This window comes from Burkholderia sp. Bp9142 (genome assembly GCF_003853415.1).
In the GTDB taxonomy this organism is placed as follows: domain Bacteria; phylum Pseudomonadota; class Gammaproteobacteria; order Burkholderiales; family Burkholderiaceae; genus Burkholderia.
Map to the genome: position 1 here is coordinate 102,087 of NZ_QTPP01000010.1, position 24,721 is coordinate 126,807.

The 24,721-nt window shown below is 68.1% G+C and carries 22 protein-coding genes; 13 read left to right on the forward strand and 9 right to left on the reverse strand.

All coding sequences use genetic code 11. The annotated features are described in order from the left end of the window. Positions 1-17 precede the first annotated feature (17 nt). The 7 genes from pgaA (at position 18) to DIE22_RS13830 (ending at position 10,939) form a co-directional block, all read left to right on the forward strand. Positions 18-2,774: a poly-beta-1,6 N-acetyl-D-glucosamine export porin PgaA gene (gene pgaA, locus DIE22_RS13800; RefSeq protein ID WP_124605307.1), complete on the forward strand. Its 2,757-nt coding sequence runs from the start codon at positions 18-20 to the stop codon at positions 2,772-2,774. Between the two features lie 15 nt (positions 2,775-2,789). Further along, complete coding sequence (pgaB, locus tag DIE22_RS13805; protein ID WP_124500917.1) at positions 2,790-4,883, forward strand: poly-beta-1,6-N-acetyl-D-glucosamine N-deacetylase PgaB; 2,094 nt, start codon at positions 2,790-2,792, stop codon at positions 4,881-4,883. Further along, a complete protein-coding gene (gene pgaC, locus DIE22_RS13810) occupies positions 4,880-6,151 on the forward strand; it encodes a poly-beta-1,6-N-acetyl-D-glucosamine synthase (protein WP_124500916.1) in 1,272 nt (423 codons plus the stop codon). The genes pgaB and pgaC overlap by 4 nt, the downstream gene beginning before the upstream one ends. Next, positions 6,129-6,617: a Biofilm PGA synthesis auxiliary protein PgaD gene (locus DIE22_RS13815; protein ID WP_124500915.1), complete on the forward strand. Its 489-nt coding sequence runs from the start codon at positions 6,129-6,131 to the stop codon at positions 6,615-6,617. Before pgaC ends, DIE22_RS13815 begins: the two co-directional genes overlap by 23 nt. Positions 6,618-6,735: 118 nt before the next feature. Further along, positions 6,736-8,559, forward strand: a complete 1,824-nt coding sequence (glmS, locus tag DIE22_RS13820; protein WP_124500914.1) for a glutamine--fructose-6-phosphate transaminase (isomerizing) — start codon at positions 6,736-6,738, stop codon at positions 8,557-8,559. Between the two features lie 32 nt (positions 8,560-8,591). Further along, positions 8,592-9,857: a hypothetical protein gene (locus DIE22_RS13825; protein WP_260426664.1), complete on the forward strand. Its 1,266-nt coding sequence runs from the start codon at positions 8,592-8,594 to the stop codon at positions 9,855-9,857. 245 nt (positions 9,858-10,102) lie between these two features. Beyond that, a complete protein-coding gene (locus DIE22_RS13830; RefSeq protein ID WP_124500912.1) occupies positions 10,103-10,939 on the forward strand; it encodes a c-type cytochrome in 837 nt (278 codons plus the stop codon). Positions 10,940-10,949: 10 nt separating this feature from the next. On the opposite strand, the gene DIE22_RS13835 is transcribed toward DIE22_RS13830, so the two are convergent. From DIE22_RS13835 to DIE22_RS13845, 3 genes are read right to left on the reverse strand one after another with little or no spacing between them, the layout of a single operon-like run. After that, positions 10,950-12,206: a Zn-dependent hydrolase gene (locus DIE22_RS13835; protein WP_124605308.1), complete on the reverse strand. Its 1,257-nt coding sequence runs from the start codon at positions 12,204-12,206 to the stop codon at positions 10,950-10,952. After that, positions 12,199-12,738 carry an L-2-amino-thiazoline-4-carboxylic acid hydrolase gene (locus DIE22_RS13840; RefSeq protein WP_124500910.1) on the reverse strand — a complete coding sequence of 180 codons (540 nt, stop codon included), beginning with the start codon at positions 12,736-12,738 and terminating at the stop codon, positions 12,199-12,201. The genes DIE22_RS13835 and DIE22_RS13840 overlap by 8 nt, the downstream gene beginning before the upstream one ends. Before the next feature lie 17 nt (positions 12,739-12,755). Next, on the reverse strand, positions 12,756-13,922 hold the full coding sequence (locus tag DIE22_RS13845) for a branched-chain amino acid ABC transporter substrate-binding protein (protein ID WP_124605309.1): 1,167 nt from the start codon (positions 13,920-13,922) through the stop codon (positions 12,756-12,758). Positions 13,923-14,099: 177 nt separating this feature from the next. Between DIE22_RS13845 and DIE22_RS13850 the strand changes: the two genes are divergently transcribed. The 4 genes from DIE22_RS13850 to DIE22_RS13860 all read left to right on the forward strand — a co-directional run bounded on the left by DIE22_RS13850 (position 14,100) and on the right by DIE22_RS13860 (position 15,852). Beyond that, on the forward strand, positions 14,100-14,993 hold the full coding sequence (locus tag DIE22_RS13850) for a LysR substrate-binding domain-containing protein (RefSeq protein WP_124500908.1): 894 nt from the start codon (positions 14,100-14,102) through the stop codon (positions 14,991-14,993). Between the two features lie 111 nt (positions 14,994-15,104). After that, positions 15,105-15,323, forward strand: a complete 219-nt coding sequence (locus DIE22_RS13855) for a ribbon-helix-helix protein, CopG family (RefSeq protein WP_057923781.1) — start codon at positions 15,105-15,107, stop codon at positions 15,321-15,323. Next, positions 15,317-15,493, forward strand: a complete 177-nt coding sequence (locus DIE22_RS38200) for a hypothetical protein (protein WP_185640611.1) — start codon at positions 15,317-15,319, stop codon at positions 15,491-15,493. The genes DIE22_RS13855 and DIE22_RS38200 overlap by 7 nt, the downstream gene beginning before the upstream one ends. Then, on the forward strand, positions 15,487-15,852 hold the full coding sequence (locus DIE22_RS13860; RefSeq protein ID WP_124605310.1) for a type II toxin-antitoxin system VapC family toxin: 366 nt from the start codon (positions 15,487-15,489) through the stop codon (positions 15,850-15,852). The genes DIE22_RS38200 and DIE22_RS13860 overlap by 7 nt, the downstream gene beginning before the upstream one ends. Positions 15,853-15,909: 57 nt before the next feature. On the opposite strand, the gene DIE22_RS13865 is transcribed toward DIE22_RS13860, so the two are convergent. Genes DIE22_RS13865 through DIE22_RS13875 form a run of 3 tightly spaced genes read right to left on the reverse strand, consistent with a single transcriptional unit; the run spans position 15,910 to position 18,884 of the window. Further along, a complete protein-coding gene (locus DIE22_RS13865; protein ID WP_124605311.1) occupies positions 15,910-16,611 on the reverse strand; it encodes an aspartate/glutamate racemase family protein in 702 nt (233 codons plus the stop codon). Positions 16,612-16,621: 10 nt separating this feature from the next. Continuing rightward, complete coding sequence (locus DIE22_RS13870; protein WP_124605312.1) at positions 16,622-17,926, reverse strand: dicarboxylate/amino acid:cation symporter; 1,305 nt, start codon at positions 17,924-17,926, stop codon at positions 16,622-16,624. Position 17,927: 1 nt separating this feature from the next. Continuing rightward, positions 17,928-18,884: an ABC transporter substrate-binding protein gene (locus DIE22_RS13875; protein WP_124605313.1), complete on the reverse strand. Its 957-nt coding sequence runs from the start codon at positions 18,882-18,884 to the stop codon at positions 17,928-17,930. A 320-nt stretch (positions 18,885-19,204) separates the two neighbouring features. Here DIE22_RS13875 and ahpC point away from each other — a divergent pair, with 320 nt between their 5' ends. Continuing rightward, a complete protein-coding gene (ahpC, locus tag DIE22_RS13880) occupies positions 19,205-19,768 on the forward strand; it encodes an alkyl hydroperoxide reductase subunit C (RefSeq protein WP_124605314.1) in 564 nt (187 codons plus the stop codon). Positions 19,769-19,892: 124 nt separating this feature from the next. Continuing rightward, complete coding sequence (gene ahpF, locus DIE22_RS13885) at positions 19,893-21,491, forward strand: alkyl hydroperoxide reductase subunit F (RefSeq protein ID WP_124605315.1); 1,599 nt, start codon at positions 19,893-19,895, stop codon at positions 21,489-21,491. A 114-nt stretch (positions 21,492-21,605) separates the two neighbouring features. Here the strand turns inward: ahpF and DIE22_RS13890 are convergent, their stop codons facing one another. From DIE22_RS13890 to DIE22_RS13900, 3 genes are all read right to left on the reverse strand, one after another. Further along, positions 21,606-22,436: an extensin gene (locus tag DIE22_RS13890; RefSeq protein WP_124605316.1), complete on the reverse strand. Its 831-nt coding sequence runs from the start codon at positions 22,434-22,436 to the stop codon at positions 21,606-21,608. A 361-nt stretch (positions 22,437-22,797) separates the two neighbouring features. After that, positions 22,798-23,352 (reverse strand): carboxymuconolactone decarboxylase family protein, encoded by a 555-nt coding sequence (locus tag DIE22_RS13895; protein ID WP_124500900.1) that lies wholly within the window; start codon positions 23,350-23,352, stop codon positions 22,798-22,800. Positions 23,353-23,377: 25 nt separating this feature from the next. Then, the gene (locus DIE22_RS13900) at positions 23,378-24,712 is read right to left on the reverse strand and encodes an aspartate aminotransferase family protein (protein WP_124605317.1); all 1,335 of its coding nucleotides are present in this window, start codon (positions 24,710-24,712) and stop codon (positions 23,378-23,380) included. Positions 24,713-24,721 lie beyond the last annotated feature (9 nt).

The following is a 24,721-nucleotide window of genomic DNA, read 5'->3' on the forward strand; positions in this document are numbered from 1 at the left end:
TCAGAGTGAGGACTACCGTGGCCAACAATCGTCAACAACAATGCACCACCGTCGCTCCGCCCAACCGGCGGATCCTCCTGCACGCGCCGTTGCTGTTGCTGCTCGTCGCGTACGGCCCCTGCCTTGCCGCCGAAGGCGACGCGGAACCCGGCGGCGCGAGCAAAATCGCCGGAACCCACGGCGCGCCGGATGCCCTGCCTCCCGACATCCAGCCGACGGGGGCGTCGATGCGGCTCGCCCAGGGTCCGGACACCCTGCCTCCGCTTGCGCCGACGCCGATCGCGCAGGCATCCGATGCGTCGATGCAGATCGTGCAGGCGTCGAACCCGCAACCGCAGGCGATGCCGACCACGGTCGTGGTGGAGCCGGACGTGGCGCAGCCGAATGAACCGGCGCCGGACGCGCAATCGCCGAATACGCAGGCACCAGACGCTCAGGCGTCGAATGCGCCGATGCAACTTGCCCAGGCATCCGACGCCGTGCCGACGAATGCGCCGGCATCGGTCGCGCCTGCATCGGACGCGCCGATCCAGATCGCGCAGCCCGCGAGCACCCAGCCGCCCGAAGCACCGCCGCAAGGCGCTTCCACGACGACCGACGTACCTGCCTCTCATTCGCCAGCACCGAGCGCGTCCCCCTCGGACACCCCGCTGCAGGCCGCGACCGACGCGCCGCCGAATGCGCCGACGAAAACCGCGCAGGCATCCGGCACCCCGACGCCGAACTCGCCTGCGCCGGTTACCCTGACGCCCGGCGCGCAACCGCCGTCGTCCCAGGGACCGAATTCGCAAACGCCCGGCGCCCAACTGCCGGGCACGGCGACGCAACCCTCGCAAGGACCTGACGTCGAAACGCCGAATGCCCAGGCACCGAACCTCCGCACCGCCGATGTCGCGACCGTGCGCAACGACGTGTTCGGCCTCGCCGCGAGCGGCGGCGCGATCAAGGCGCTCGAAGAAGCGAAGGCGCGGCCCGATGCGTTCTCGGCCGTCGACATCGCGCAGCTGGAAGAACTGTCGATTCGCCAGCAGGTGCGCGGCGGACGCGACAAGTCGCGCTCGATGACGAGTACCGACCGCTTCGACGGGCTCGACAGCGCACTGCGCGCGGCCGACGACCTCGGCAAGCGGATGCCGGCCACGCCCGAGTATTCACCGGTGAGGACCGCGCTTGCCGGCGACCGGACGGTCGCCTACGCGGCACGCGGCGACATGAAGCAGGCAGTCGCGACGTTCGAGACGATTCCGCCCGACGCGGAGATCTCGATCGACGCGCTGGCGGCCGTCGGCGACGCCTACCTGTACCTGAGCGAACCGGGCAAGGCGAACACCGTATACCAGCGCGCGCTGAAGCAGGCGACCGCGGCGCCGACGGACCGCGCGACCCGCGGCTTCCAGTACGGTGCACGCACGCGCCCGATCGAACTGCGCGAAGGGCTGTTCTGGTCGTACGTCGACCGGGCGCGCGCGGCGGACGCGAAGCAGGTGCTCGACGACATGGGCAAGTCGCTGCCACCGGCCAACGAGGTGCGCAACTACGGCCCGGAGGAAAGCGACTATCTGCGCTACTACCGGCTGCGCGCGCAATACCTGATCTTCACGGGCCACGTCGACGAAGGGATCGCCGCGCTCGAAGCGCTCGAGAAACAGGTGCCGTTCAACGCGGAGATCCGCGCCGCGCACGCCGACGCGGTGTCCGGCCAGTCACATCCGCGCCAGGCGATCGCGATGTATCGCGCGTCGCTCACGGATCATCCGGACAGCGTCGAGATGCTCGCGGGCCTCGGCCGCGCGTCGCTCGTCGCGGACGACTACGCAACCGCGAAGAACGTCGACCAGACTCTGGACAACGTGTTCCCGGACAGCGGCGCCGTGCGCGGCTTCAAGCGCGACTACAAGGCATACCGCAGCCCCATATTCACGACCGACCTGAGCTTCGAGCACGGTAACAGCGCGCTGGCCGACAACAGCTTCACGTCGGACAGCTACATTTACTCGCAGCCGTTCGGCGACAACTGGCGCGTCTTCTCGCACACGTTCTTCGGCCATGCACAAACCGACAGCGGCAGCGTCAGCCGCACGCGCACGGGCATCGGCGGCGACTACCGGCACGGGCCGCTCACCGTGCTGGGCGAAGTCACGCGCTCGCTCGGCGGCGACGGCCGAACCGGCGGCCGCGGGTCCATCGCGTACGCGCTGAACGACTACTGGACGGTGTCCGGCGCGCTCGACACCAACGACAACTCGCTGCCGTGGAAGGCGTATGCCGCGCACATCTGGGGCCGCTCCGCGAACGTCTCGGTCGTGTATCGCCAGAACGACCGTCGCGAGGTCAAGCTGAGCTACGGCGTGAGCCGCTACAGCGATTCGAACCTGCACCAGGAGATCACGGCGACCGCCACGCAGCGCGTGTACACGGCCGCCAACCAGCTCGTCAACGTCTCGCTGGATCTCGGCACCGACAGCAACACGCGCCAGAACGCGCCCTACTTCAGCCCGGGCCGCGACTACGCGGCCGCCGCGACCGTCATGCACCAGCTGACGCTGTGGAAGAAGGGCGACATGGGGTTGCAGCAGCGCCTGTCGGTGTCGGGCGGCGTGTACAACGAGCGCGGCTTCGGCACCAGCCCGCTGTGGAGCGCGCGCCTCGAGCACGCGTGGACGTTCAAGCACGACATCACGCTGAGCTATGGCGTCGAGGTCAGCAGCCACGCGTACGACGGCCAGCGCGAGCGCTCCGAAACCGGCTTCCTGTCGGTCAACCTGCCGTTTTAGCAAGGAGATCGCGCCATGCAAACCAGACGGACCTTCATGTGCGGATGCCTCGGCACGTTTACCGCCTGTTCGCTGTTCCCCGGCGTGACCAATGCCAGGATGATCGACCTGCTGCCGCCGTCCGATCCGGCGGACGGCAAGACGTTTCGCGTGATCTGCATGCACGACGTGCGCGACAACCTGATGGCGTCATTCTCCTCCGCGTCGGCGATGGTCGACCCGTTCGCGGTCGATACCGGCACGCTGACCGCGATCTTCTCGTGGCTGCAGACCAACAACTACCACACCATCACGGTCAAGCAGATCGAGGAGTCGCGGCACGGCGGCAAGCCGCTGCCGCCGCGCGCGGTGCTCCTCACGTTCGACGACGGTTACCGCAGCCACTACACGAAAGTGCTGCCGCTGCTCGAGCGCTTCAAGTATCCGGCCGTGATGGGCATCGTGACCGCATGGATCGACGCGCCGCTGGATGCGCCGATCCGCATCAGCGACAAATTCCAGGTGCCGCGCAACTACTTCATGTCGTGGGACGAGGTGCAGAAACTCGGCCAGTCGCACCTCGTCGAGCTCGGTTGCCACACCCACAACCTCCATCACGGCGCGGTCGCGAACCCGCAAGGCAACGAGTTGCCGGCGACCACGTCGCACCTCTACCTGCAGAACGAGAAGCGCTATGAAACCGACACCGAATTCGAAACACGCGTGCACAACGACCTGCAGACATGCGTGCAGCAGATCCGCGAACGCACCGGCATCGTCGCACGCTCGATGGTGTGGCCATACGGTGCGGAAAACCAGCCCGTGCGCAAGATATCGACGTCGCTCGGCATGGACATCCAGTTCAGCCTCGATGCCGGCCCGAATACGCCGGACGTGCCTTTGGACCGGCTGAGGCGGATCCTGATGATGTACGACGTCGACATCGGCGGGTTCGAGCGCTCGATGCGCGAGCCGGCGTCCAACCGCGGCGACGTCGACGTGCCCGAGCGCATCGTGCAGGTCGATCTCGACCAGGTCTACGATCCGGATCCCGCGCGGCAGGAGGCGAATCTCGGCAAGCTGGTCGAGCGCATCTACCGGATGCAGCCGAAATCAGTGTATCTCCAGGCGTATGCGGACCCGAAAGGCACCGGCGTGGCCGAAGCGGTGTATTTCCCGAACCGGCACCTGCCGATGCGCGCCGACCTGTTCTCGCGCGCCGCGTGGCAGCTCAACACGCGCTCCAACGTGCAGGTGTACGCGTGGATGCCGGTGCTCGCGTTCCGGCCGCCGGCCGACAAGCAGCGCGGGCTCGAGGCCGTGAGTGCCTATGGCGGCGCACCGGCCCGCGAGAGCGGTACGCGCATGTTCCGGCTCAGCCCGTTCGATCCGGATGCGCGGCTGATGATCCAGCAGATCTACGAGGATCTCAGCAAGCACGCGTCGTTCAGCGGCATCCTGTTCAGCGACGACGCCGTGCTCGACGACTACGAGGATGCGGGCCGGCACGCGCTGCGCATCTATTCGCAGTGGGGGCTGCCGGCCGACGTCGGCAAGATCCGCGAGAACCCCGACCTGATGAAACGCTGGACGCGCCAGAAGTCGCGCTACCTGATCGACCTGACCCGCCAGCTCGAACAGGTCGTGCTGGCCCACCAGAACGTGGGCGACGTGCTGACCGTGCGCAACATCTTCGCGATGCCGGTGCTCAAGCCCGAATCGGAAGCGTGGTACGCGCAGAACTACGACGACTTTCTCGCCGCCTACGACTATGTCGCGCTGATGGCGATGCCGTACATGGAGCAGGCGAAGGATCCGCAAGGCTGGCTCGACCAGCTCGTGCGGGCCGTCCGCGCGAAGCAGCGCGGGCTGCAGCGCACCGTGTTCGAACTGCAGTCGTACGACTGGCATGCGCACAAGGACGTGCCGGCCGGCACGCTGCTCGCGCAGATGCGGCGGCTGCGCAGCGAGGGCGCGGTGAATTTCGGCTACTACCCGGACAACTTCCTGAACGGCCAGCCGGAGCTCGACGCGATGCGCGACGTGATGTCGCTGAAGTCGCGCCTCGATCCGACCTCGATCAACGCGCTGATGCAGATGCAGCATGCACAGGGGACCAAGACGCCATGACCACCCACGGCATCATCCAGCGCCTGCAGGACTTCGTCTTCTACTATCCGTTCTTCATGTCGTATCTGTGGATGATCGGTGGTGTCGTGCATTACTTCCTGCTCGAGGAAGGTCGCGAGCTGTCGACGCGCACGATCGCCGCGAGCGGGATCCCGAAGATCTCGATCGTCGTGCCGTGCTTCAACGAGGCGGCGAACGCGCGCAGCGTGATCCGTCACCTGAACGCGATGGACTACCCGAACTACGACATCATCGCGGTCAACGACGGCAGCAAGGACCGCACCGGCGACATCCTCAACGAGCTGGCCGTCGAGATTCCGCGGCTGCTCGTGATCCATCACGCGTGCAACGAAGGCAAGGCGGTCGGGCTCACCACCGCGGCGTCGGTCTCGAACGCGGAATACCTGCTCTGCATCGACGGCGACGCACTGCTCGCGCACGATGCGATCGGCTGGATGCTCGAGCATTTCCTGACCGATCCGGGCGTCGGCGCGGTCACCGGCAACCCGCGCATCCGCACGCGCACGTCGCTGTTGGGACGCATGCAGGTCGGCGAATTCTCGTCGATCGTCGGGCTGATCAAGCGCACGCAGCAGGTGTACGGGCGCATCTTCACGGTGTCGGGCGTGATCACGATGTTCCGCAAGACCGCGCTCGCCGACGTCGGCTACTGGAGCTCGGACATGCTGACCGAGGACATCGACATCAGCTGGAAGCTGCAATGCCGCGACTGGCGCGTCGTGTACGAGCCGCACGCGCTCAGCTGGATCCTGATGCCCGAGACGCTGAAGGGGCTGTACCGGCAGCGGCTGCGCTGGTCGAAGGGCGGCATCCAGGTGCTGCTCAAATACGCGGGCACGCTCGCGCGGCCGACGCAGATGATGATGTGGCCGCTGTTCGCCGAGTACCTGATCGGCATCGCGTGGGCCTATTCGATGTCGTTCATCCTGCTGCTCGCGCTGATCGACGTCGTCTACCCGCTTCCGTCGAGCTGGCATGTGTCCGTGGTGCCGCACTGGCACGGGATGTTGCTGGTCGCGACCTGCACCCTGCAACTGATCATCGGCTGCATGATCGATCGTCGTTACGACGAAAAACTCCTGATGTACTTCCTTGACACCATCTGGTACCCCGTCGCGTTCTGGTTGATCAGCATGATCACCACCGTCGTCGCCCTGCCCGCCGTCTTACTGCGGGGTCGCGGCAAGCGCGCCGTTTGGGTCAGTCCCGACCGAGGCATTCAACATGAAGAACGCGCCGATTATTGACCTTTCCCTGCGCGCGCCGCGCGAACTGATCGCCGAGCGCGGCAACATCGTCGGGCCCGTGCTCGTCGTGTGGTTCCGCCTCGTGCGACCCGCGCTGGTCGGCGGCGTATGGGCATCGATCTGCATCTACACGTATCGCTACCTGCTGCCGTTCAACCAGGCCGAAATGCCGATCGAGCAGATCGTGTTCTACGTGACGAGCATCGCGCTGATTGCCGGCACGATCGTCATGTGGCTGATCGCGGGGCGCGTCGTGCATCCGCTCGCGTACCGGTTGCGCGCGTCGAAGATGCTGCGGCGCTCGGCCACCGTGAAGATGCGCTCGGTGCCGCCGACCGCGCTCGCGGGCGCCCGCCGGCGCGGCGCGCGGCGCACGACGCGCATTCTCGTCGCGTCGCACGATGCGAACGGCTCGATCTCGGGCATCGAATGGGTCGCGCATGCGGGACCGCGGCCCCGCGAGTAGATCACCGGAGACGCGCCGCGCCGCGCGCAACGCATGCCGCGCGGCGCGACACCGCTCCCGGAATCGTGCTGGCGCGCGTCGCGCGCCGGCCGGCAACTTCCTGTAGACGAGGTGAATCATGTGCGGAATCGTCGGAGCAAGCGGCCTGAAGAATCAAGTGCCGCAACTGGTCAACGCGCTGAGCCGGCTCGAGTATCGCGGCTACGATTCGTGCGGCATCGCCGTGCTGCGCGACGGCCGCCTGCGCAGCGAACGCACGTTGCGGCGCGTGGCGGACCTGCAGGACCGCGTGCTGACGCTCGGTCTCGAAGCGCAGACCTGCATCGCGCACACGCGCTGGGCAACGCACGGCGCGCCGTCGGAAATGAACGCGCACCCGATCATGTCGGGCGACACGATCGCGGTCGTGCACAACGGGATCATCGAGAACCACGATGCGTTGCGCGCCGAACTCCGGGAGCGCGGCTATACGTTTCGCGGCGAGACCGACACCGAAGTGATCGCACATCTGATCCACAGCGTGTATCGCGACGATCTGTTCGATGCCGTCATCCGCGCGGTCAAGCGGTTGCACGGCGCGTATGCGATCGCCGTGCTGAGCGCACGCGAACCGCAGCGGCTCGTCGCCGCGCGCGCCGGCTCGCCGCTCGTGATCGGCATCGGCGCACACCAGAACTATCTCGCGTCCGACTGCGCGGCACTCGGCGACCTGACCGACCGCTTCGTCTACCTGGAAGACGGCGACGTCGCGCGGATCACGCCGGAACGCATCGACGTCGTCGATTCGGTCGGTTGCGAAGCCAGGCGTCCGCTGTGCGAGGTCAAGGCACGCGACGACGACGCCGCGCTCGGCCCGTACCAGCACTTCATGCAGAAGGAGATCTTCGAGCAGCCGAAGGCGATCGCCAGCACGATCGACGGCATCGACACGATCTCGCCCGCGCTGTTCGGCGGCAACGAAAGCGCGCGCGCATTGCTGTCGAAGACCCGGAGCGTGCTGCTGCTCGGCTGCGGCACCAGCTACTACGCGGGCCTGACGGCGAAATACTGGCTCGAGGGCATCGCGGGCATCCCGGCACAGGTCGAGATCGCGAGCGAATATCGCTACCGCGATACCGTGCCCGATCCGCGCACGCTGGTCGTCGGCATTTCGCAGTCCGGCGAGACCGCCGACACGATCGGCGCGATCGAGCGCGCGCGCGGGATGGGCCAGGACCTGTCGATGGCGATCTGCAACGTCGCGACCAGCTCGATCGCGCGCGGCGCGCCACTGTGCTTCCTGACGCGCGCCGGCATCGAGCTCGGCGTCGCGTCGACCAAGGCGTTCACGACGCAGCTCGTCGCGCTGTTCCTGCTGACGCTGACGCTCGCGCAGCAGCGCGGCCGGCTCGACGCGGCGCATGTCGCGATGCACCTGAAGAAGCTGCACGAACTGCCGGAGCGCATCGGCCACGCACTCGCGCTGGAAACGCAGATCATGGGCTGGGCCGCGAAGTTCGCGCGCACCGAGAACGCGCTGTTCCTCGGCCGCGGCATTCACTATCCGATCGCGCTGGAAGGCGCGCTGAAGCTCAAGGAAGTGTCGTACATCCATGCGGAAGGCTATCCGGCCGGCGAACTGAAGCATGGCCCGCTCGCGCTCGTCACGAGCGCGATGCCGGTGGTCACGATCGCGCCGGACGACCGCCTGTTCCAGAAGCTGAAGTCCAACATGGCCGAGGTGCGCGCACGCGGCGGACGGCTGTACGTGCTCGCGGGCCATCATCTCGAGATCGACGCCGACCGCGACACGCACCTGATCCGCGTGCACGAGTCGGGCGATGCGCTGTCGCCGGTCGTCAACGTGATACCGCTTCAGCTGCTCGCGTATCACGTCGGCTGCGCGCGCGGCGCCGACGTCGACAAGCCGCGCAACCTCGCGAAATCGGTCACCGTCGAATGACGCGGCGGCCGGACGTGGCGCACGCGTTCGCCATGCGCGCACACGCGGCCCGGCGGGCCGCCGCGTGGCGCGTCGCGGCGGCGCTGTGCGGCGCGTGCGGTGCGGTCGCGGCGCCGTCGTACACGTGCGCCGGCGCGCCGGCCGTGCATACGGTCGCCGTGCGGGAACCCGCGTCGCCGCAGGAAAGCGGCGACCCGCGGCGCTTCATGCACGGGATCGGCGTGGCCGACGCCGGCGACGGACGGCGCTGGGTGTTCTTCAGCAGCTCGGGCGTCGTGCCGCGCGGCGCGCTGCGCAACGGCAACTGGCCGCATGACGTGTACGTCGGCGAGTGGCGGGCGGGCAAGCCGCGCCTGCTGCGCGTCCATACGTTCATCAGCCGTCCGGAAGCGCAGGAGCCCGTGTCGATCGCGCAGAACCCGCGCGGCGACATCTTCGTCACGTTCGAGGACGGCTGGAACACGCCGCAGGTGGTCAGCCAGCGGTACGGCGTCTATCGGCGCGACCTGAAGCCGGTCAAGCCCTACCCGAACGACGTCGAAGCGGGCGGCCATTCGGGGCACGTCGCCGCGGTTGGAGAACGCTTCGTCGTGTTCTATTCCGCTGACTGGATCGACGGCGGCGGCGTCGACAACCTCGGCACCGGCAACGGTGTCTACGTGAAAACCTACGATGCAGAAGGACACGCGCTGAACCATGTGCCGGTCGCCCCGCACCGCCGCGAGTGGTGGCCCGTGGTCGCGGGCTCGCCGCGCCGCGCGCTGCTGGTCTGGCAGAAATACATCGAAGGCAGCACCGCCGCGACGCTCGAATACGCGATGTTCGATCCGGTCACGGCGAAGCTCGACAAGCTCGGGGCGCTGAGCGACACGATCCAGTACTACGTGTATTCGTCGGCCTACGTGCCGGCGGTCGACCGCTTCGTCATCGTCACGACGACCGCGGACAATCGCGGCGTCGCGATGCTGATCGACGCGGACGGCCGGCACCTCGCCACGCTCGACTGCCTGCCGGCGTCGGTGCGCGAATCCGGGATCGGCGTCGACGGCACGCATGCGTATGTCCCGACCCGCGACGGGCGGCTGATGACGCTGGCGCTCTCGCCAACCGGCATGTCGGTGAGCGGCGTGCAGCGCTCGCCGGTTCCGTGGGGCGCGACCGGCATCGCCGGGTTCCCGGCACGCGACGGGACGATGCATTTCGTGTCGCTGACACCCTACGGGACGCGCGAAGCCGATTTCGACACGACGCGGGAAACGCCGTTGCCGAACGCCGACGCGCAGTGTTCGGCGCATTGACGTCGAGGCGCGCCGATCGGAACCGACGCGATTCACCCGTGCAGTTGCGCCGCTGCCCGAATCGCGCAGCGCGATCCTTCCGCACGCATCCGGCGGCCGGGTAGCCGGACACGCCGCTGGCCGGCCCGCTCCCGCGCCGAAGTCGCCAGCGCCGCCCGTACCGGATAGACTGTCGCCCGATTCCTTCCATCGACCGCGGCACTCGCCCTTCTGCCGCCGCCGGAACGCCCTTCCACGGAGAACGAATGCTGAAGCGCCAGTGGTTTTCGCTGTTGCTGATGACGGTGTGCCTGATCGCCACGCGCGCGTCCGCCCAGGGCTCGCTCGAGCTCGAGACCGACGGCACGCCGCGCGTCCTGACGCGCCAGGCGCTGCTCGCACGCGCCGACGCGACGGACATCCACGTGCCGCGCGACATCGCGTACGGCCGGCCGATGACGTTCCGTGCGGTGCCGTTCGCCGCCCTGCTCGGCGACACGCCGCTGCCGGCCGACGGCGTGCTCGAAACGCGCGCGGCCGACGGTTTCGCCGCGCAATTGCCGCTGGATCTCGCGCGCCGCCGTGCGCCCGCCGGCGCCGTCGCGTGGCTCGCGATCGAGGACCCTGCGCACCCATGGCCGAAGCTGCCGGGCAAGCAGGTCGGCGCGGGGCCGTTCTATCTCGTGTGGTTGGGACCGGAGGCGGCGTCGGTACGCGGCGAGCAGTGGCCGTATCAGATCGTGCGCATCACGGTCGAGTCGTCGCCGCTCGCGCGCTGGCCGTCGCTCGCCGTCGATCCTGCGCTGCCGGCCAACGATCCGGCCCGCGCGGGCCAGCGGCTGTTCGTCACGCAATGCCTCGCGTGCCATCGCCTCGACGGCGCGGGCAGCAGCCATGCCGGCCCCGACCTGAACGCACCGATGAATCCGGTCGACTACTTCCAGCCCGCCGCGCTGCGCCGCTACATCCGCAATCCGGCATCGGTGCGCGACTGGCCGGGCCGTGTGATGCCGGCGTTCCCGCGCGATCAGCTGAGCGACCCGGAACTCGACCAGATCGTCGCCTACCTCGCCTATATGGCCCGGCGCAAGGCCGGCAAGTAAGCCGCGCCGGTCAGGCGCCCGCTTCCTGCGCGCTTTGCAGCACCGCGCGCAGCAGCACGTCGGCGCCCGCCGTCGACCATTCCGGCGTGATCGCCTCGGCCTCGTTGTGGCTCAGCCCGTCGACGCAGGGCACGAAGATCATGCCGGTCGGCGCGACGCGCGCGACATAGCATGCGTCATGGCCCGCGCCGGACACGATGTCCATGTGCGACAGCCCGAGCGCCTGCGCCGCGTCGCGCACCGCGTCGATGCAGCGCGGCGCGAACGGCACGGGCGGATACGTGAAGATCTGCTCGATCCGCGCACCGAGGCCGGCGTCGGCGGCCACGCGCGCCAGTTCCGCGCGCAGCGCCGCATCGAGTTCGTCGAGCACCGCATCGTCGGGATGGCGGAACTCGACCGTGAAGAAACAGCCGCCCGGCACCGTGTTGCGCGAATTCGGCCGCGCCTCGATCATCCCGACCGTCGCGCGCGCATGCGGCGCATGACGACGGCCGAGCGCATCGACGAACTCGATCATCCGCGCGGCACCCACCAGCGTGTCGCGCCGGAATTCCATCGGCGTCGTGCCCGCGTGCGCGTCGACGCCCGTCAGCGTCACCTCGTACCAGCGCTGCCCCTGCCCGGCCGTCACGACGCCGATCGTCCTGCCTGCGCGCTCGAGAATCGCGCCCTGCTCGATATGCAGTTCGTATGCGGCATGGACCGGATAACCACCGACGGGCTCGGCGCCCGCGTAGCCGATCCGCGCGAGTTCCGCGCCGATCGTCTTGCCGGCACCGTCGGTGCGCGACAGCCCGTATTCGAGCGGATAGACGCCCGAGAACACGCCGGCCGAGATCATCGCCGGCGCGAATCGCGAGCCTTCCTCGTTGGTCCAGATCACGACGTCGATCGGGCGCTCGGTCTCGATGCCCGCATCGTTCAGCGCGCGCACGACCTCGAGGCCGCCGAGCACGCCGTAGATGCCGTCGTAGCGGCCGCCCGTCGGCTGCGAATCGGCGTGCGAGCCCGTCATCACCGGCGCGGCGTCGGGATGGCGGCCCGCGCGGCGCGCGAACACGTTGCCCATTTGGTCGACGCGCACCGTGCAGCCGGCGTCGTGCGCCCACTGTACGAACAGGTCGCGCGACTCGCGGTCGAGGTCGGTCAGCGCCAGACGGCAGACGCCGCCCTTCGGCGTCGCGCCGATCTGCGCCATCCGTTCGAGCGACGCCCACAGCCGCGCGCCGTCGACGCGCGGTGCGCGCGCGAGGTCGTCACGCATGGCCGGCCTCCGGTGCGTCGTCGCGCGGCGTGACCTGCAGCGCATAGCGGAAATCGCAGCGCTTGCCGCCTTGCATGATCGTGCTCGTGCGCGTCAGCGCGATGCGCGGGTCGTAACCCTCGATGAAGTAGCTGTCGCGCGCGCAACTCAGCAGGTGGCCGATCTCGCCGAGCCCCATCGCGTGATACATCTCCGCATAGCTGCAGCGATGCACGTCGTAGTCGTAGTGCGCGTCGTCCGCGCGACGCACCTCGACGTCGAGCGCGTCGTCCTTCTCCCACAGCACCTGCAGCGCGATGAACGACTGCACGCTCGTGCCGTCGGGCTCCTGCGCGGCGAACGTGCGGCCCGCATCGACGGCCGCGCCGCGCACGGCTTCCGCGATCACGGCCTGCGCGCGCTCGGTGCCGAACTCGCGCTTCATGATCTCGTAGATCGGCTTGATGATTTCCGCTTCGATGCGGCGCCGCGCGAGGATGCCGAGGCGCGTGTCCTCGGGTGCCGCTGCGCAGGCATGAGTCGTGTCGGTCATGGGGATCGTCTCCGTCGTTATTTCGTTGCGGTGCGCGCGCCGCCGAGCACGTCGACGACGGTCCACTTGCCGCCGCGTACCTGGTAGATCGTGAACGCCGGGTCCTTCAGGTTGCCCTCCTGATCGAACGCGACCCGGCCGGTCACGCCGGACCGGTCGATCGCGCGCACGGCCGCGACCAGCTTCGCCGGCTGCGTCGTGCCGGCCTTCTGCGCGGCCGCGATCAGCGTGGCGGCCGCGTCGTACGCGAACGGCGCGTGCAGTTCGATCGGCGTGTGGAAGCGTGCGCGGTATTGCGTATCGAACGCCTTGCCGCCCGGCATCCGGTCGAGCGGCAGGCCCGGCTCGAGCGCCGTCACGCCGTCGCCGTCCTTGCCTGCGAGCGACAGGAAGGTCTGGCTCACGAAACCGCCGGCGCCGAGCAGCGGCGCGTTCACGCCGAGCTGGCGCATCCGTCGCGCGATCGGCGCGGCCTGCGCGTCGAGCCCGCCGAAGAACACGAGATCCGCGCGCTTGCCCTTGATCGCGGTCAGCACGCCGCTGAAGTCGGTCGTCCTGTCGTTCACGTACTGGCGATCGACGATCGTGCCGCCGTTCGCCTGCACGCCCTTGATGAACTGGTCGGCGAGCCCGGCGCCGAACGACGTGCGATCGTCGATCACCGCGATACGCTTCGCCTTCAGCGTCTTCACCGCATAGGCGCCGGTGAAGTTGCCGCCCGCATCGTCGTGACCCATGATCCGGAACGCCGTCGCGTAGCCCTGCTGCGTGTACGGGTGGCCGGTGGATGCCGGCGCGATCTGCGGGATGCCCGCATCGCGGTAGACGCGCGACGCCGGCACGCTGCAGCCCGTGTTCCAGTGACCGACGACGCCGATCACGTGCTGGTCGGCCAGCTGCTGCGCGACCGCGACGGCCGTGCGCGGGTCGGATTGGTCGTCGGTCACGACGAGCTTGTAGACGACCGGCTTGCCGCCGATGCTCGGATGCTTCGCGTTCGCGTCGTCGATCGCGAGCTGCGCGCCGTTCTGCAGGTCCTTGCCGATCCGCGCGGACGGGCCGGTGAGCGGCGCGGCGAGACCGATCAGGATCGTCTGCGGCGCGGATTGCGCAAAGGCGGGAACGGCAGCGATCAGCGTGGCTGCGGAGAATGCGAGGCTGGCGGGAAGAAAGGCGATTTTCATGGGCAGGGATCGGTGATTCGGCTCAAAACATGAAAAATATTAAAGATTCGTCACCTACACCCCAAATACTCAATTGTTGGATGCTTATGCCATTCCCGACACAATAACGTAATCACCTGTAAATACAGGATATTTTCGCGTTGTCGCTTACCCTGATTTTTCGATAAAATTCGATACATGAAAAATATCGAACAATTGCCGCATGATCCGCCGCTGCGCGCCGTCCGCGCGTTCGAGGCATTCGCGCGTCTCGGGTCGGTCACCGCGGCCGCGCACGAGCTCGACATCACGCCGTCCGCGGTCAGCCACCAGCTGCAACTGCTCGAAGCGTTCATCCAGACGCCGCTGACCGTGCGCGAAGGCCGGCTGCTCGCGCTCACCGACGAGGGGCGCGACTATTACCGCTCGATCAGCGCCGCGTTCTCGGTGCTGCGCAGCGCGACGCGCTTCGTGCGCGACCGGTCGTCGCTGCGGCAGATCACGATCAGCCTGATTCCGCTGCTCGGCATCGGCTGGTTCATACCGCGGCTGCACGCGTTCCTCGCCGACAACACCGACGTCGACGTGACCGTGCTGTATGCGCATCACCGCAACTATCGAAGCGACGCATCCGACCTGTCGATCCGCTTCGGCACCGGCGACTGGCCCGGCTACCGCTGCGAGCGGCTGCTGCCGGGCGCGATGGTGCCGATGTGCAGCCCGACGTTCCTGAAGCGCCACGGGCCGTTCCGCACGCCTGCCGATCTCGCGCGGGCGCCGCTCGTGCACGACGAGGATCGCAGCACCTGGGTCAACTGGCTGCAGGGCGCCGGCGTGCGGCACGTGTCGCATGCGGTGGGGCCGATGTTCGAGGATGGGCAACTGACGCTGAGCGCCGCGCGCGCGGACCTCGGCGCGGCGCTGTTGCGCGCGCCGCTGGTCGAGCGCGAACTGGCGAGCGGCGAACTCGTGAAGCTGTTCGACCACGCGCTCGACGACGGGCGCGACTACTACCTGTGCACGCGCGAGGATGCGGACATGCCGGACGGGGCGAGACGGCTCGCCGACTGGCTGAGGAAGATCGCCGCCTGAATGCCCGTTCCACCGCCTGCCGGCGGACCGCCACGGTTGCCGGGCAAGCCGGCGCCTTGCGGACGACCGCGCGTGTATATATGATATGCATATCATATATCGGAGGCTGCAATGAGCCGTATCCTGATCGATCTGTCGAATGGCCAGCTCGACGAACTGGCCGCCATCGTCGAGACTGAGCAACGCCCTCGCGCCGCGATCATTCGCGACGCGATCGACGCGTACATCGCGCAACACAAGCGAGCGCATGCCGATAACGTATTCGGCCTGTGGAAGGATCGCGCGGTCGACGGGCTCACCTATCAGGAGGCACTGCGTTCAGAATGGTAAAAGCACTCATCGACACCCCCGGCGCGGCCGCGCATTCGGGCCGCGCGCCTGCGGCCCACGCTTGCCTCGTGCCGCGCCGGCCGCCGCATGCCTGCACCGTGTTCGGTCTCTGGAAAGCCCGTGCGCTCGACGGGCTCGCCTATCAGGAGGCACTGCGCGCGGAATGGTAAAGGCACTCTTCGACACCAACATCCTGATCGACTATCTCGGCGGCGTGGAGTCCGCGCGCGCGGAGCTGGGCCGCTACGACTATCGGGCGATCAGCATCGTGACCTGGATGGAAGTCCTGGTCGGTGCAACGGCCGGCGACGATGCGGCGATCCGCGCATGGCTTTCGTCGTTCGACCTCATCCCGCTCGACAGCACGGTGGCCAATCGCGCCGTAACGATTCGCAAGGAACGTCGCATTCGCCTGCCCGATGCGATCGTCTGGGCATCGGCGCAAGTGAACGGCCTGCTGCTCGTGTCGCGCAACACGAAGGATTTTCCGCTCACCGAGCCGGGCGTGCGGGCGCCCTATCGGATCTAGCGCGAGCGGAGTCCGTCATGCATGCCGGACGTCCGCGCATCGCGCCGTCGCCGCGCGTCACCCTGGCCGCCCCCATCCGCGCTCGGCCGCATAGGCGAGCGTCGCGCGCGCCAGCTCCTGCGTGCTGTCGACCAGCGCAAACGGCGCATCGCGCAACGCACGCGCGGCGATCGGAATTTCCGTGCAGCCCATCACCGCGACGCCCACGTCGCGCCGCGCCAGCGTCGCGAGCGCGCGCGACAGGCACCGCACCGACGCATCGATCTTCCCCGCCTTGACGGCCGCGATGCACGCGGCGATATCGCGCTGCGCGGCCACGCCCGGCATCACCGGCTCGAACCCGCGCGCGCGCAGCGCCGCCTGGTAGAAGCCCGATACCAGCGTGCCGCCGGTGGCGAGCACCGCGACGCGTCGCACGCCGGCCGGCAACGCGGCCACCGACGCATCGGCGATATGCAGGACCGGCACCGCGCTGCGTTCGCGCAGCGGCACATACCAGTGGTGCGCCGAGTTGCACGGGATCGCGATCACGTCGACGCCGCAGCGGTTCAGCAGCGCGACGCCATCGAGCAGCGCCGGCAGCGGATCGGCCCCGCCGTCGATGATCGCGCGCGAACGATCGGGCGTCTGCGTCAGGTTCGCGACGATCATCGGCAGGTGCTCCTGGTCGCAGCGTGCGCGCGTCAAGCGAATCACACGATGCATGAAGTCGACCGTGGCCAGCGGCCCCATTCCGCCCAATACGCCGACGAGTGCCATGATGCCTCCTTCACGCGCGCGGCGGCCGCGCACAGATCGCGGATACGACGGCCGAGTTGCCGATCACCAGCAACAGCGTGCGCAATATCTCGCAGAGCGGATCGACCGCCACGAACAGTACGAACGCGGCCTCGAACGGCAGATGCAGCGCCGCGCACACCATTCCGGCGAGCGACACCGTCACGACGCCCGACGTGCCGGTCGACGCGAACCCCGCCAGCACCGACGCGACCAGCACGACGCACAGCTCGCCGGGGCCGAGCGACCGTTCGTAGAGTTGCGCGACGAACAGCGTCGCACTCGCGTAATAGGCCATCGGCCCGACGCGCAGCAGCGACACGGCGAGCGGCACGACCAGCTCGACGCGCGCGCGTGCAAAACCGAACCCGTCGGCCAGGCACTCGATCATGCTCGGCATGCAGGCCACGCTGCTGCGCGTGGCGAGCGCCATCGCGAACGGCGTGCGCAACCCGGCGAGCGTCTCGCCCAGCGTCGCGCCCGAGCGCTTCCAGATCACGGCGATCGCCGCCGCGATCAGCATGAGGGCGACGACGACGAACGCCGCGACGAAGCGGACCATCGCCTCGAGCGGCCCGAACCCGGTCGTGCCGATCTGCGCGGCGCCGCCGCAGAACAGCACGACCGGCGTCGGATACGCGAGCCAGTGCATGATCTTCTGGCAGGTGAAATACACGGTCTCCAGCGTCTGGCTCAGCGCCGCCGAGATGCTCGTCGGCACGCGCCCCGACGCGAAGCCGAAGAACAGCGAGAACACCAGCGCCTTCAGCGTGTCGCCGCTCGCGAGCGCCGCGAAGAAGTTGCCGGGCACCAGCGCGATCAGCATGTCGGCGAGGCCCGACGATTTCTCCGCGGGATCGGTGCCATACAGCGTCATCACGGTGTCGCTCGCCGCGCCGTCGCTGCCGACCAGCGCGCCGAACGCCTTCAGCGTCGCGTTCGACAGGTGCTCGCCCGGACGCATCGCGACCAGCACGACCGCGCCGACCACCACGACGAACGCCGCCACGCAGCAGAAGATCGCCATCACGCGCATCACGAGATCCGATGCGCTGCCGTCGCGCAGCAACCGCTGCAGGCTGAAGATCACGGCGGCCGTCATGAACGGCAGCGCCGTCATCTTGAGCAGGCCGACATACACCTGGCCGACGTAGTCGAACCGCGGCGCGGCCGCCGGCCACAGCACGCCCGCCACGATCCCGAGCGCGAGGCTGCCGAATACCGTCAACGGATGGATCGCGAGCGCGTGCAGCCGCTCGATGCGGGGCGTGATCCGGATGTTCTCGTTCATGTTCATGTCAGTGACCCATCGCGTCGAGCAGGGATTTCACGTCGAGCCGCTTGTTGCGCTCGGCCAGGAACTGGTTGACGAACGCGAGCAGCGTCGGCGCGGACACCGGCACGCCGACGGCGAGCGCATCGGTCAGGTCGTCGAAGGTCGCGACGCGCAGCCGGATCGGCGCGGTCGGGTCGTCCTGCATCACGAGCTTGATCGCGAGCTCGTCGCGATACACGGCCGTGACCGCGCCGGCGTTCAGCGCGTCGAGCGTCGCCGGCCAGCTCGGATAGGTGCGCACCTGCGCGGCCGGGAAGTCGCTGCGCACGTATTCGGCGTAGGCCGAGCCCGCGACGACGCCGATCGTGCCGTGGTAGTCGCGCACGACTTCCGGCAGCGGCCGCCCTTTCGCGAGTTCCGCGAAGCTGACGCGGTTGATCAGCAGCGCGCGCCGCAGGCTGATGTACGGCGTGCTGAAGCGGACCACCTGCGCCCGCGGCAACGTGCGCGACAGCTTGCTGATCGCGACGTCGGCCTGCCCGGTCGCGAGCAGATGAACGACGTCGTCGAACGTGCGCGCATCGCGATCGAACTGCACGGCCACGCCGAGCTGCTTCGCGAGCGCCTCGGCGAGGTCGATGTCGGCGCCCGCCAACGCGCCGTTGCGCGACATGAAGAACGGCGGCTGATCGACGCCGAGCACCGCGACGACGAGCGTGCCGCGCGTGACGATGCGGGCGAACTCGGGCGCGAGCAGCCGGCCGTCGGGCATCGGCACGAGCCCGGTTGCCGTGGTGGCGGGCGCAGCCGCCGCGGCCGGCGCAGATGCATCGAGGGCCAGCGCCGGCGCGGCGCATGACACGGCAATGAATGCGCAGGCCGCGCCGCGTAAATGCCGACGCAGGCAACGGCGCCCGAGGAAGATGTCGCGGAACCACGCAAGCCGCGCGCGTGCGGCGCGTCCGGAAAAGAGGTTCATGGCACATTGGCACGGAGAGTGTCGAACGACCGCGCAGCCGTTCGTGCAGAACGGGCGCCGGGCCCTGGCGGGGAGCGCGTGGCCGTTGCTTGGCGCCACCCTCTCCCGCACGCCCAATGTGTCAGAAGCGCCGGCCGGCCGAAATCCGCCGGAAGGCCCGGCCCGGACGGCACGGGCCGTCCGGACGGCCCGCCGCAACGGGGGCCGGAAGCAGATAGAAATTCCCGATGCCGCGGATTGAAACAAGCAATTTCACAAACTCAGGGTGAACCCGGATACTGGGAACACTTCATCAACACCACCGCAAAGGAACTCGCAAGATGCCGATCATCAACACCCAAATCAAACCGTTCAAGGCAACCGCATACCACAACGGCGAATTCGTGCCCGTGTCCGAAGAAAACTTCAAGGGCAAGTGGTCCGTCGTCGTGTTCTACCCGGCCGACTTCACGTTCGTCTGCCCGACCGAACTGGGCGACCTCGCCGACCGCTACGCGGAATTCCAGAAGCTGGGTGTCGAGATCTACGGTGTATCGACCGATACGCACTTCACGCACAAGGCATGGCACGACACGTCGGACACGATCGGCAAGATCAAGTACCCGATGATCGGCGACCCGACGCTCACGCTGTCGCGCAACTTCAACGTGCTGATCGAGGAAGAAGGGATGGCACTGCGCGGCACGTTCGTGATCAACCCGGAAGGCGAGATCAAGCTGTGCGAAATCCACGACAACGGCATCGGCCGCGACGCAGGCGAACTGCTGCGCAAGGTGCAGGCCGCGCAATACATCGCGGCGCACCCGGGTGAAGTGTGCCCGGCCAAGTGGACGCCGGGTGCGGAAACGCTGACCCCGTCGCTCGACCTGATCGGCAAGATCTGACGATCGCGCCGCGCGCCTCGCACGAGGCGCGCGAATCCCGCGATGCGGGCCGCCTCGTGCGGCCCGCGCCCTCCTCCGGCACGACGTGCCCGACCATAATTATCAATACGGAATCCGAAACGCCATGCTCGACGTCAATCTCAAGAATCAACTGAAAGCGTACCTCAAAAAGATCACGCGCCCGATCGAACTCGCCGCGTCGCTCGACGACAGCGCGAAGTCGCAGGAACTGCTTGCGCTGCTGAACGAGATTGCGTCGCTGACGTCGCGTGTGACCGTGACCGAACGCCGCGACGACGCCGAGCGCAAGCCGTCGTTCTCGATCGGCGAACCCGGCAAGCCGGCCGGCATCCGCTTCGCCGGCATCCCGATGGGCCATGAATTCACGTCGCTCGTACTCGCGCTGCTGCAGACGGGCGGCCATCCGATCAAGCTCGACGACGACGTGATCGAACAGATCCGCGCGCTCGACGGCGACTACGCGTTCGAGACGTACTTCTCGCTGTCGTGCCAGAACTGCCCGGAAGTCGTGCAGGCGCTGAACGTGATGTCGCTGATCAACCCGCGCATCCGCCACGTCGCGATCGACGGCGCGCTGTTCCAGAACGAAGTCGAAGCGCGCCAGATCATGGCCGTGCCGACGATGTTCCTGAACGGCGAATCGTTCGGCCAGGGCCGCAGCAGCGTGAAGGAAATCCTCGCGAAGCTCGACACGGGCGCCAGTGCCCGCGCCGCGAAGTCGCTCGAGAACAAGCCGGTGTTCGACACGCTGATCGTCGGCGGCGGCCCGGCCGGTGCGGCGGCCGCGATCTACTCGGCGCGCAAGGGCATCGCGACGGGCGTCGTCGCCGAGCGTTTCGGCGGCCAGGTGCTCGACACGATGGCAATCGAGAACTTCGTGTCGGTGCAGGAAACCGAAGGGCCGAAGTTCGCCGTCGCGCTCGAGCAGCACGTGAAGCAGTACGACGTCGACATCATGGACGTGCAGCGCGCCGACGCGCTGATTCCGGGCGACGTGCACCAGATCCGCCTCGCGAACGGCGCGGTGCTGAAGGCGAAGACGATCGTTCTCGCGACCGGCGCGCGCTGGCGCGAAATCAACGTGCCGGGCGAGCGCGAATACCGCAACCGCGGTGTCGCGTACTGCCCGCACTGCGACGGCCCGCTGTTCAAGGGCAAGCGCGTCGCGGTGGTCGGCGGCGGCAACTCGGGCGCCGAGGCCGCGATCGACCTGGCCGGCATCGTGAAGGCGGTCACGCTGATCGAATACGGTGCGCAACTGCGCGCGGACGACGTGCTGCAGCGCAAGCTGCGCAGCCTGCCGAACGTGACGATCGTCACGCAGGCGCAGACGACCGAGCTGACCGGCGACGGCAGCAAGCTGAACGGGCTCGTCTACAAGGATCTGCGTTCGGGCGAAGCGCAGCGGATCGATCTCGAAGGCGTGTTCGTGCAGATCGGCCTCGTGCCGAACACCGAATGGCTGAAAGGCACGATCGAACTGTCGAAACACGGCGAGATCGTCGTCGATGCGCGCGGCGCGACGTCGGTGCCGGGCGTGTTTGCCGCCGGCGACGTGACGACGGTGCCGTTCAAGCAGATCGTGATCGCGGTCGGCGAAGGCGCGAAGGCATCGCTCGGCGCGTTCGATCACCTGATCCGGCAAGACGCGACGCCGGCTACGGCCGACGCGCCGCGGGCCGAAGAAGCGATCGCCGCGTAACGCGCGACGCACCGCACCGGTTCGTCTCTCTTGGCCCCGCATGCCCTGGTCGGCGTGCGGGGTCCTTTTTCATCCGGCGTCGAGCGACGCTGCGCACGCGCGGGGGCGCCTTGCTCACTGGGTCACGCCGGGGCCGGCGTTCGCCGGCGCGGTTGCCTTGATGCTGCTCGACTGCCTGACCAGCTGGTCGGTCATCGCGGCGCCCACCGCATTCGCACCCGCCGACGTGTGCTGGCGCTCGGCACTCGGCGTCGCCACGTATTGCGGCGGCGGCAGCGACGGATCGAGCTTCGCCGATTCACGCACGAGCGCGGCGGTTTCAGGCGTTTCGGATTTCATGACGGGTGTCGCCGCCGCGTGCCGCTCGAGTCCGTCGCGCTTGCGCGCCGCGCGATGCGTCGGCTGATCCGCCTGCTGACTCGGCCGGGTCGCCTGTGCAGCCTGGACCGGCGGTGTCGATTGCACCGGTTGAGCCGGTTGAGCCGGTTGCGCCGCCTGTACCGGCGCCTGCACCGCTTGCGCGGGCTTGGCCTTGGCCGGGGTCGCATCCTCCGGCTCGACCGTCACGACGTGGACGGTCGGCGGCGGTGCGCTCGGTTTCGCCGGTGGCGTCTGTGCGGCGATGACCGGCGCGACGGCAGCGGATGCCGGCGCCGCGCTCGTACGCGCAGCAGCCGCGGCTGGCGGCGGTACGGCCGGTCGTTGCGGCACGGCCTCGTCCACATGCGCGGAAGGGACGGCAACGGGCGCCGGTGGCGCAATCGTGCCTTGTGCGGTATGGCCGTCGTTCGCCGCTGTCACGGCGGCAGCAGGTGCTGCGGAATCGCCGATGCCGGCCTCCGCGATCGCGCGGTGGTCCGCACGCAGGAGCATCACGTAGCCGGCGCCTGCCGCGGCAACCAGCAATCCGCCGGCGATCATCAATGTCTTACGGGTACTAGTCATGCTTGCTCACCGAACTTATCGACGTGAACAAGCCATCATACGCGTGCGTTCGTGCTTGATCCCGCACGAATACAATTGGTTGCATCGACGTCGACCCCAAGACCGTCGAGGCCGTACGACGCCGCGCCGCCCTATCGTCAGACGGTTCGACACCGTCTGCCTTCCGCCCGTCGGATGCAGAAGATCGCAATCGCGATCCCGCCGAACAGCGCCCACTTGGCGATGCGATATGCATCAGCAAGACACGGCGAGGACGCCGATCGACCCGCGCAAAAATGCCGAAAAGCCCGTGTGGACGGGCTTTTCGACGCAATCGGAACGTGCGCGCGACATCCGCCGACGCACGCGCATGCGGCGGCGATTATTCCGGAAACGGTAAATCAGTCTGTCCGTCCGCGCGCATGCCGAACGTGTTGAGCGTCATCGCCACGAGCGCGTAATAGCCGAGCAGCGCGACGAGGTTCACGACGGTCTCGTGGCCGAAACGCGCCTGCGCGCGCGCGAACGTCGCATCGCTCACGCGCCGCGTGTCGTACAGCTCGGTTGCGAACGCATGGATCAGCGCATCGTCGTCCGATTCGAACGCAGGCGTGACGCCACGCCGGATCGCGTCGGCCGTCGCGGCCGGCACGCCGGCATCGAGCGCGATCGGATGGTGGATGTGCCACTCGGCCTGCGAGCGCCAGCGCGCGGCGGTCACGAGAATCGCGAGCTCCGACAGCCGCAGCGACAGGCCCGTGCGATAGCGGCAGAACGCGCCGAGCCGCTGCGCGTGCTGCGCGAGTTCAGGGCTCGCGATCCAGCCGAGGAACGGCCCGTTCAGGTTGCCGCGCGGGCCGCTGAGGATTTCGGCGAGCACGGCCTTCTGCTCGTCGGTGGCCGATGCGGGATCGAAGGAAGGCAGTCTGTCTGTCATGGTGAGGATCGGGTGGGGTCGTGGTTCACGCGCCGGCCGATGCGAGCGCCGCATCGATCGCGCCGGACAACCGTTCGACGATCGTGTCGATCTGCCGCGCGGTGCAGATGAACGGCGGTGCGACCAGGATGTGATCGCCGTGCACGCCGTCAATCGTGCCGCCCATCGGATACACCATCAGGCCGCGCTGCATCGCCTCGCGCTTGACCGCCGCATGCAGCTTCCGCGCGGGATCGAACGTCGCCTTGCTGTCGCGGTCGCGCACGAGTTCGACGCCGACGAACAGCCCGCGGCCGCGCACGTCGCCGACATGCGGATGCGCACCGTAATGCGCGCGCAGCGCCGCACGCAGTTGCTCGCCGCGCGCCTTCACGTTGTCGAGCAGCCGCTCTTCGGCGATCACGCGCTGCACTTCGAGCGCGGCCGCGCAGGCGGTCGCGTGGCCGAGATACGTGTGGCCGTGCTGGAAAAAGCCCGAGCCGTCGACGATCGTCCGGTAGATGCGGTCGCTCACCAGCGTCGCGCCGATCGGCTGGTAACCCGCGCCGAGCCCTTTCGCGATCGTCAGCAGGTCGGGCGAGACTCCGTCTTCGTCGCATGCGAACAGGTAACCGGTGCGCCCCATCCCCGACATGATTTCATCAAGGATCAGCAGCACGCCGTACTTGTCGCACACCGCGCGGATCTTCTTCAGGTAGGTACGCACCGGCGGCACCGCGCCGGCCGTCGCGCCGACCACCGTTTCCGCGACGAACGCCGCGACGTTTTCCGCGCCGAGTTCGACGATCTTCTGCTCCAGCTCGTCAGCCAGGCGCTGCGCATACGCTTCGTCGGTTTCTCCCGCCTGCTGGTCGCGATACGCATAGCACGGGCTGACGTGGTGCGCTTCGATCAGCAGCGGCAGGAACGGCTCGCGCCGCCATGCGTTGCCGCCGATCGCAAGTGCGCCGAGCGTGTTGCCGTGATAGCTCTGGCGTCGTGCGATGAAATGGCGGCGCTGCAGTTCGCCCTTCTCGACGAAATACTGGCGCGCGAGCTTCAACGCGGCTTCGATCGCCTCGGACCCGCCCGACACGAAATACACGTGTTCGAGGCCGGCCGGCGCGGCCTCGACGAGCCGGTCGGCCAGTTCCTCGGCCACGTCGGTCGTGAAGAACGACGTATGCGCGTACGGCAGTTGCTGAACCTGCCGCTTGATCGCATCGATCACGCGCTGGTTGCTGTGGCCGAGACACGACACGGCCGCGCCGCCGCATGCGTCGATATAGCGTTTGCCGGTCGAATCGACGATCTCGATGCCGTCGCCTGCGACGGCAACGGGCAAGGTGGTGCGCGGAGCGCGATGAAAAACGGTCGTCATGCGTTGCCT

What these genes read in the sequence shown, in the direction of transcription:
- DIE22_RS13865 (WP_124605311.1), bottom strand. Translation starts at nt 16,611, where the DNA reads ATGGCACTCGTCGGCGTATTGGGCGGAATGGGGCCGCTGGCCACGGTC.
- DIE22_RS13835 (WP_124605308.1), bottom strand. Translation starts at nt 12,206, where the DNA reads ATGCGTGACGACCTCGCGCGCGCACCGCGCGTCGACGGCGCGCGGCTG.
- DIE22_RS13825 (WP_260426664.1), top strand. Translation starts at nt 8,592, where the DNA reads ATGCGCGCACACGCGGCCCGGCGGGCCGCCGCGTGGCGCGTCGCGGCG.
- glmS (WP_124500914.1), top strand. Translation starts at nt 6,736, where the DNA reads ATGTGCGGAATCGTCGGAGCAAGCGGCCTGAAGAATCAAGTGCCGCAA.
- ahpF (WP_124605315.1), top strand. Translation starts at nt 19,893, where the DNA reads ATGCTCGACGTCAATCTCAAGAATCAACTGAAAGCGTACCTCAAAAAG.
- ahpC (WP_124605314.1), top strand. Translation starts at nt 19,205, where the DNA reads ATGCCGATCATCAACACCCAAATCAAACCGTTCAAGGCAACCGCATAC.
- DIE22_RS13815 (WP_124500915.1), top strand. Translation starts at nt 6,129, where the DNA reads ATGAAGAACGCGCCGATTATTGACCTTTCCCTGCGCGCGCCGCGCGAA.
- DIE22_RS38200 (WP_185640611.1), top strand. Translation starts at nt 15,317, where the DNA reads ATGGTAAAAGCACTCATCGACACCCCCGGCGCGGCCGCGCATTCGGGC.
- pgaC (WP_124500916.1), top strand. Translation starts at nt 4,880, where the DNA reads ATGACCACCCACGGCATCATCCAGCGCCTGCAGGACTTCGTCTTCTAC.
- DIE22_RS13850 (WP_124500908.1), top strand. Translation starts at nt 14,100, where the DNA reads ATGAAAAATATCGAACAATTGCCGCATGATCCGCCGCTGCGCGCCGTC.
- DIE22_RS13900 (WP_124605317.1), bottom strand. Translation starts at nt 24,712, where the DNA reads ATGACGACCGTTTTTCATCGCGCTCCGCGCACCACCTTGCCCGTTGCC.
- DIE22_RS13895 (WP_124500900.1), bottom strand. Translation starts at nt 23,352, where the DNA reads ATGACAGACAGACTGCCTTCCTTCGATCCCGCATCGGCCACCGACGAG.
- DIE22_RS13840 (WP_124500910.1), bottom strand. Translation starts at nt 12,738, where the DNA reads ATGACCGACACGACTCATGCCTGCGCAGCGGCACCCGAGGACACGCGC.
- DIE22_RS13830 (WP_124500912.1), top strand. Translation starts at nt 10,103, where the DNA reads ATGCTGAAGCGCCAGTGGTTTTCGCTGTTGCTGATGACGGTGTGCCTG.
- DIE22_RS13860 (WP_124605310.1), top strand. Translation starts at nt 15,487, where the DNA reads ATGGTAAAGGCACTCTTCGACACCAACATCCTGATCGACTATCTCGGC.
- DIE22_RS13875 (WP_124605313.1), bottom strand. Translation starts at nt 18,884, where the DNA reads ATGAACCTCTTTTCCGGACGCGCCGCACGCGCGCGGCTTGCGTGGTTC.
- DIE22_RS13845 (WP_124605309.1), bottom strand. Translation starts at nt 13,922, where the DNA reads ATGAAAATCGCCTTTCTTCCCGCCAGCCTCGCATTCTCCGCAGCCACG.
- pgaB (WP_124500917.1), top strand. Translation starts at nt 2,790, where the DNA reads ATGCAAACCAGACGGACCTTCATGTGCGGATGCCTCGGCACGTTTACC.
- DIE22_RS13855 (WP_057923781.1), top strand. Translation starts at nt 15,105, where the DNA reads ATGAGCCGTATCCTGATCGATCTGTCGAATGGCCAGCTCGACGAACTG.
- DIE22_RS13890 (WP_124605316.1), bottom strand. Translation starts at nt 22,436, where the DNA reads ATGACTAGTACCCGTAAGACATTGATGATCGCCGGCGGATTGCTGGTT.
- DIE22_RS13870 (WP_124605312.1), bottom strand. Translation starts at nt 17,926, where the DNA reads ATGAACATGAACGAGAACATCCGGATCACGCCCCGCATCGAGCGGCTG.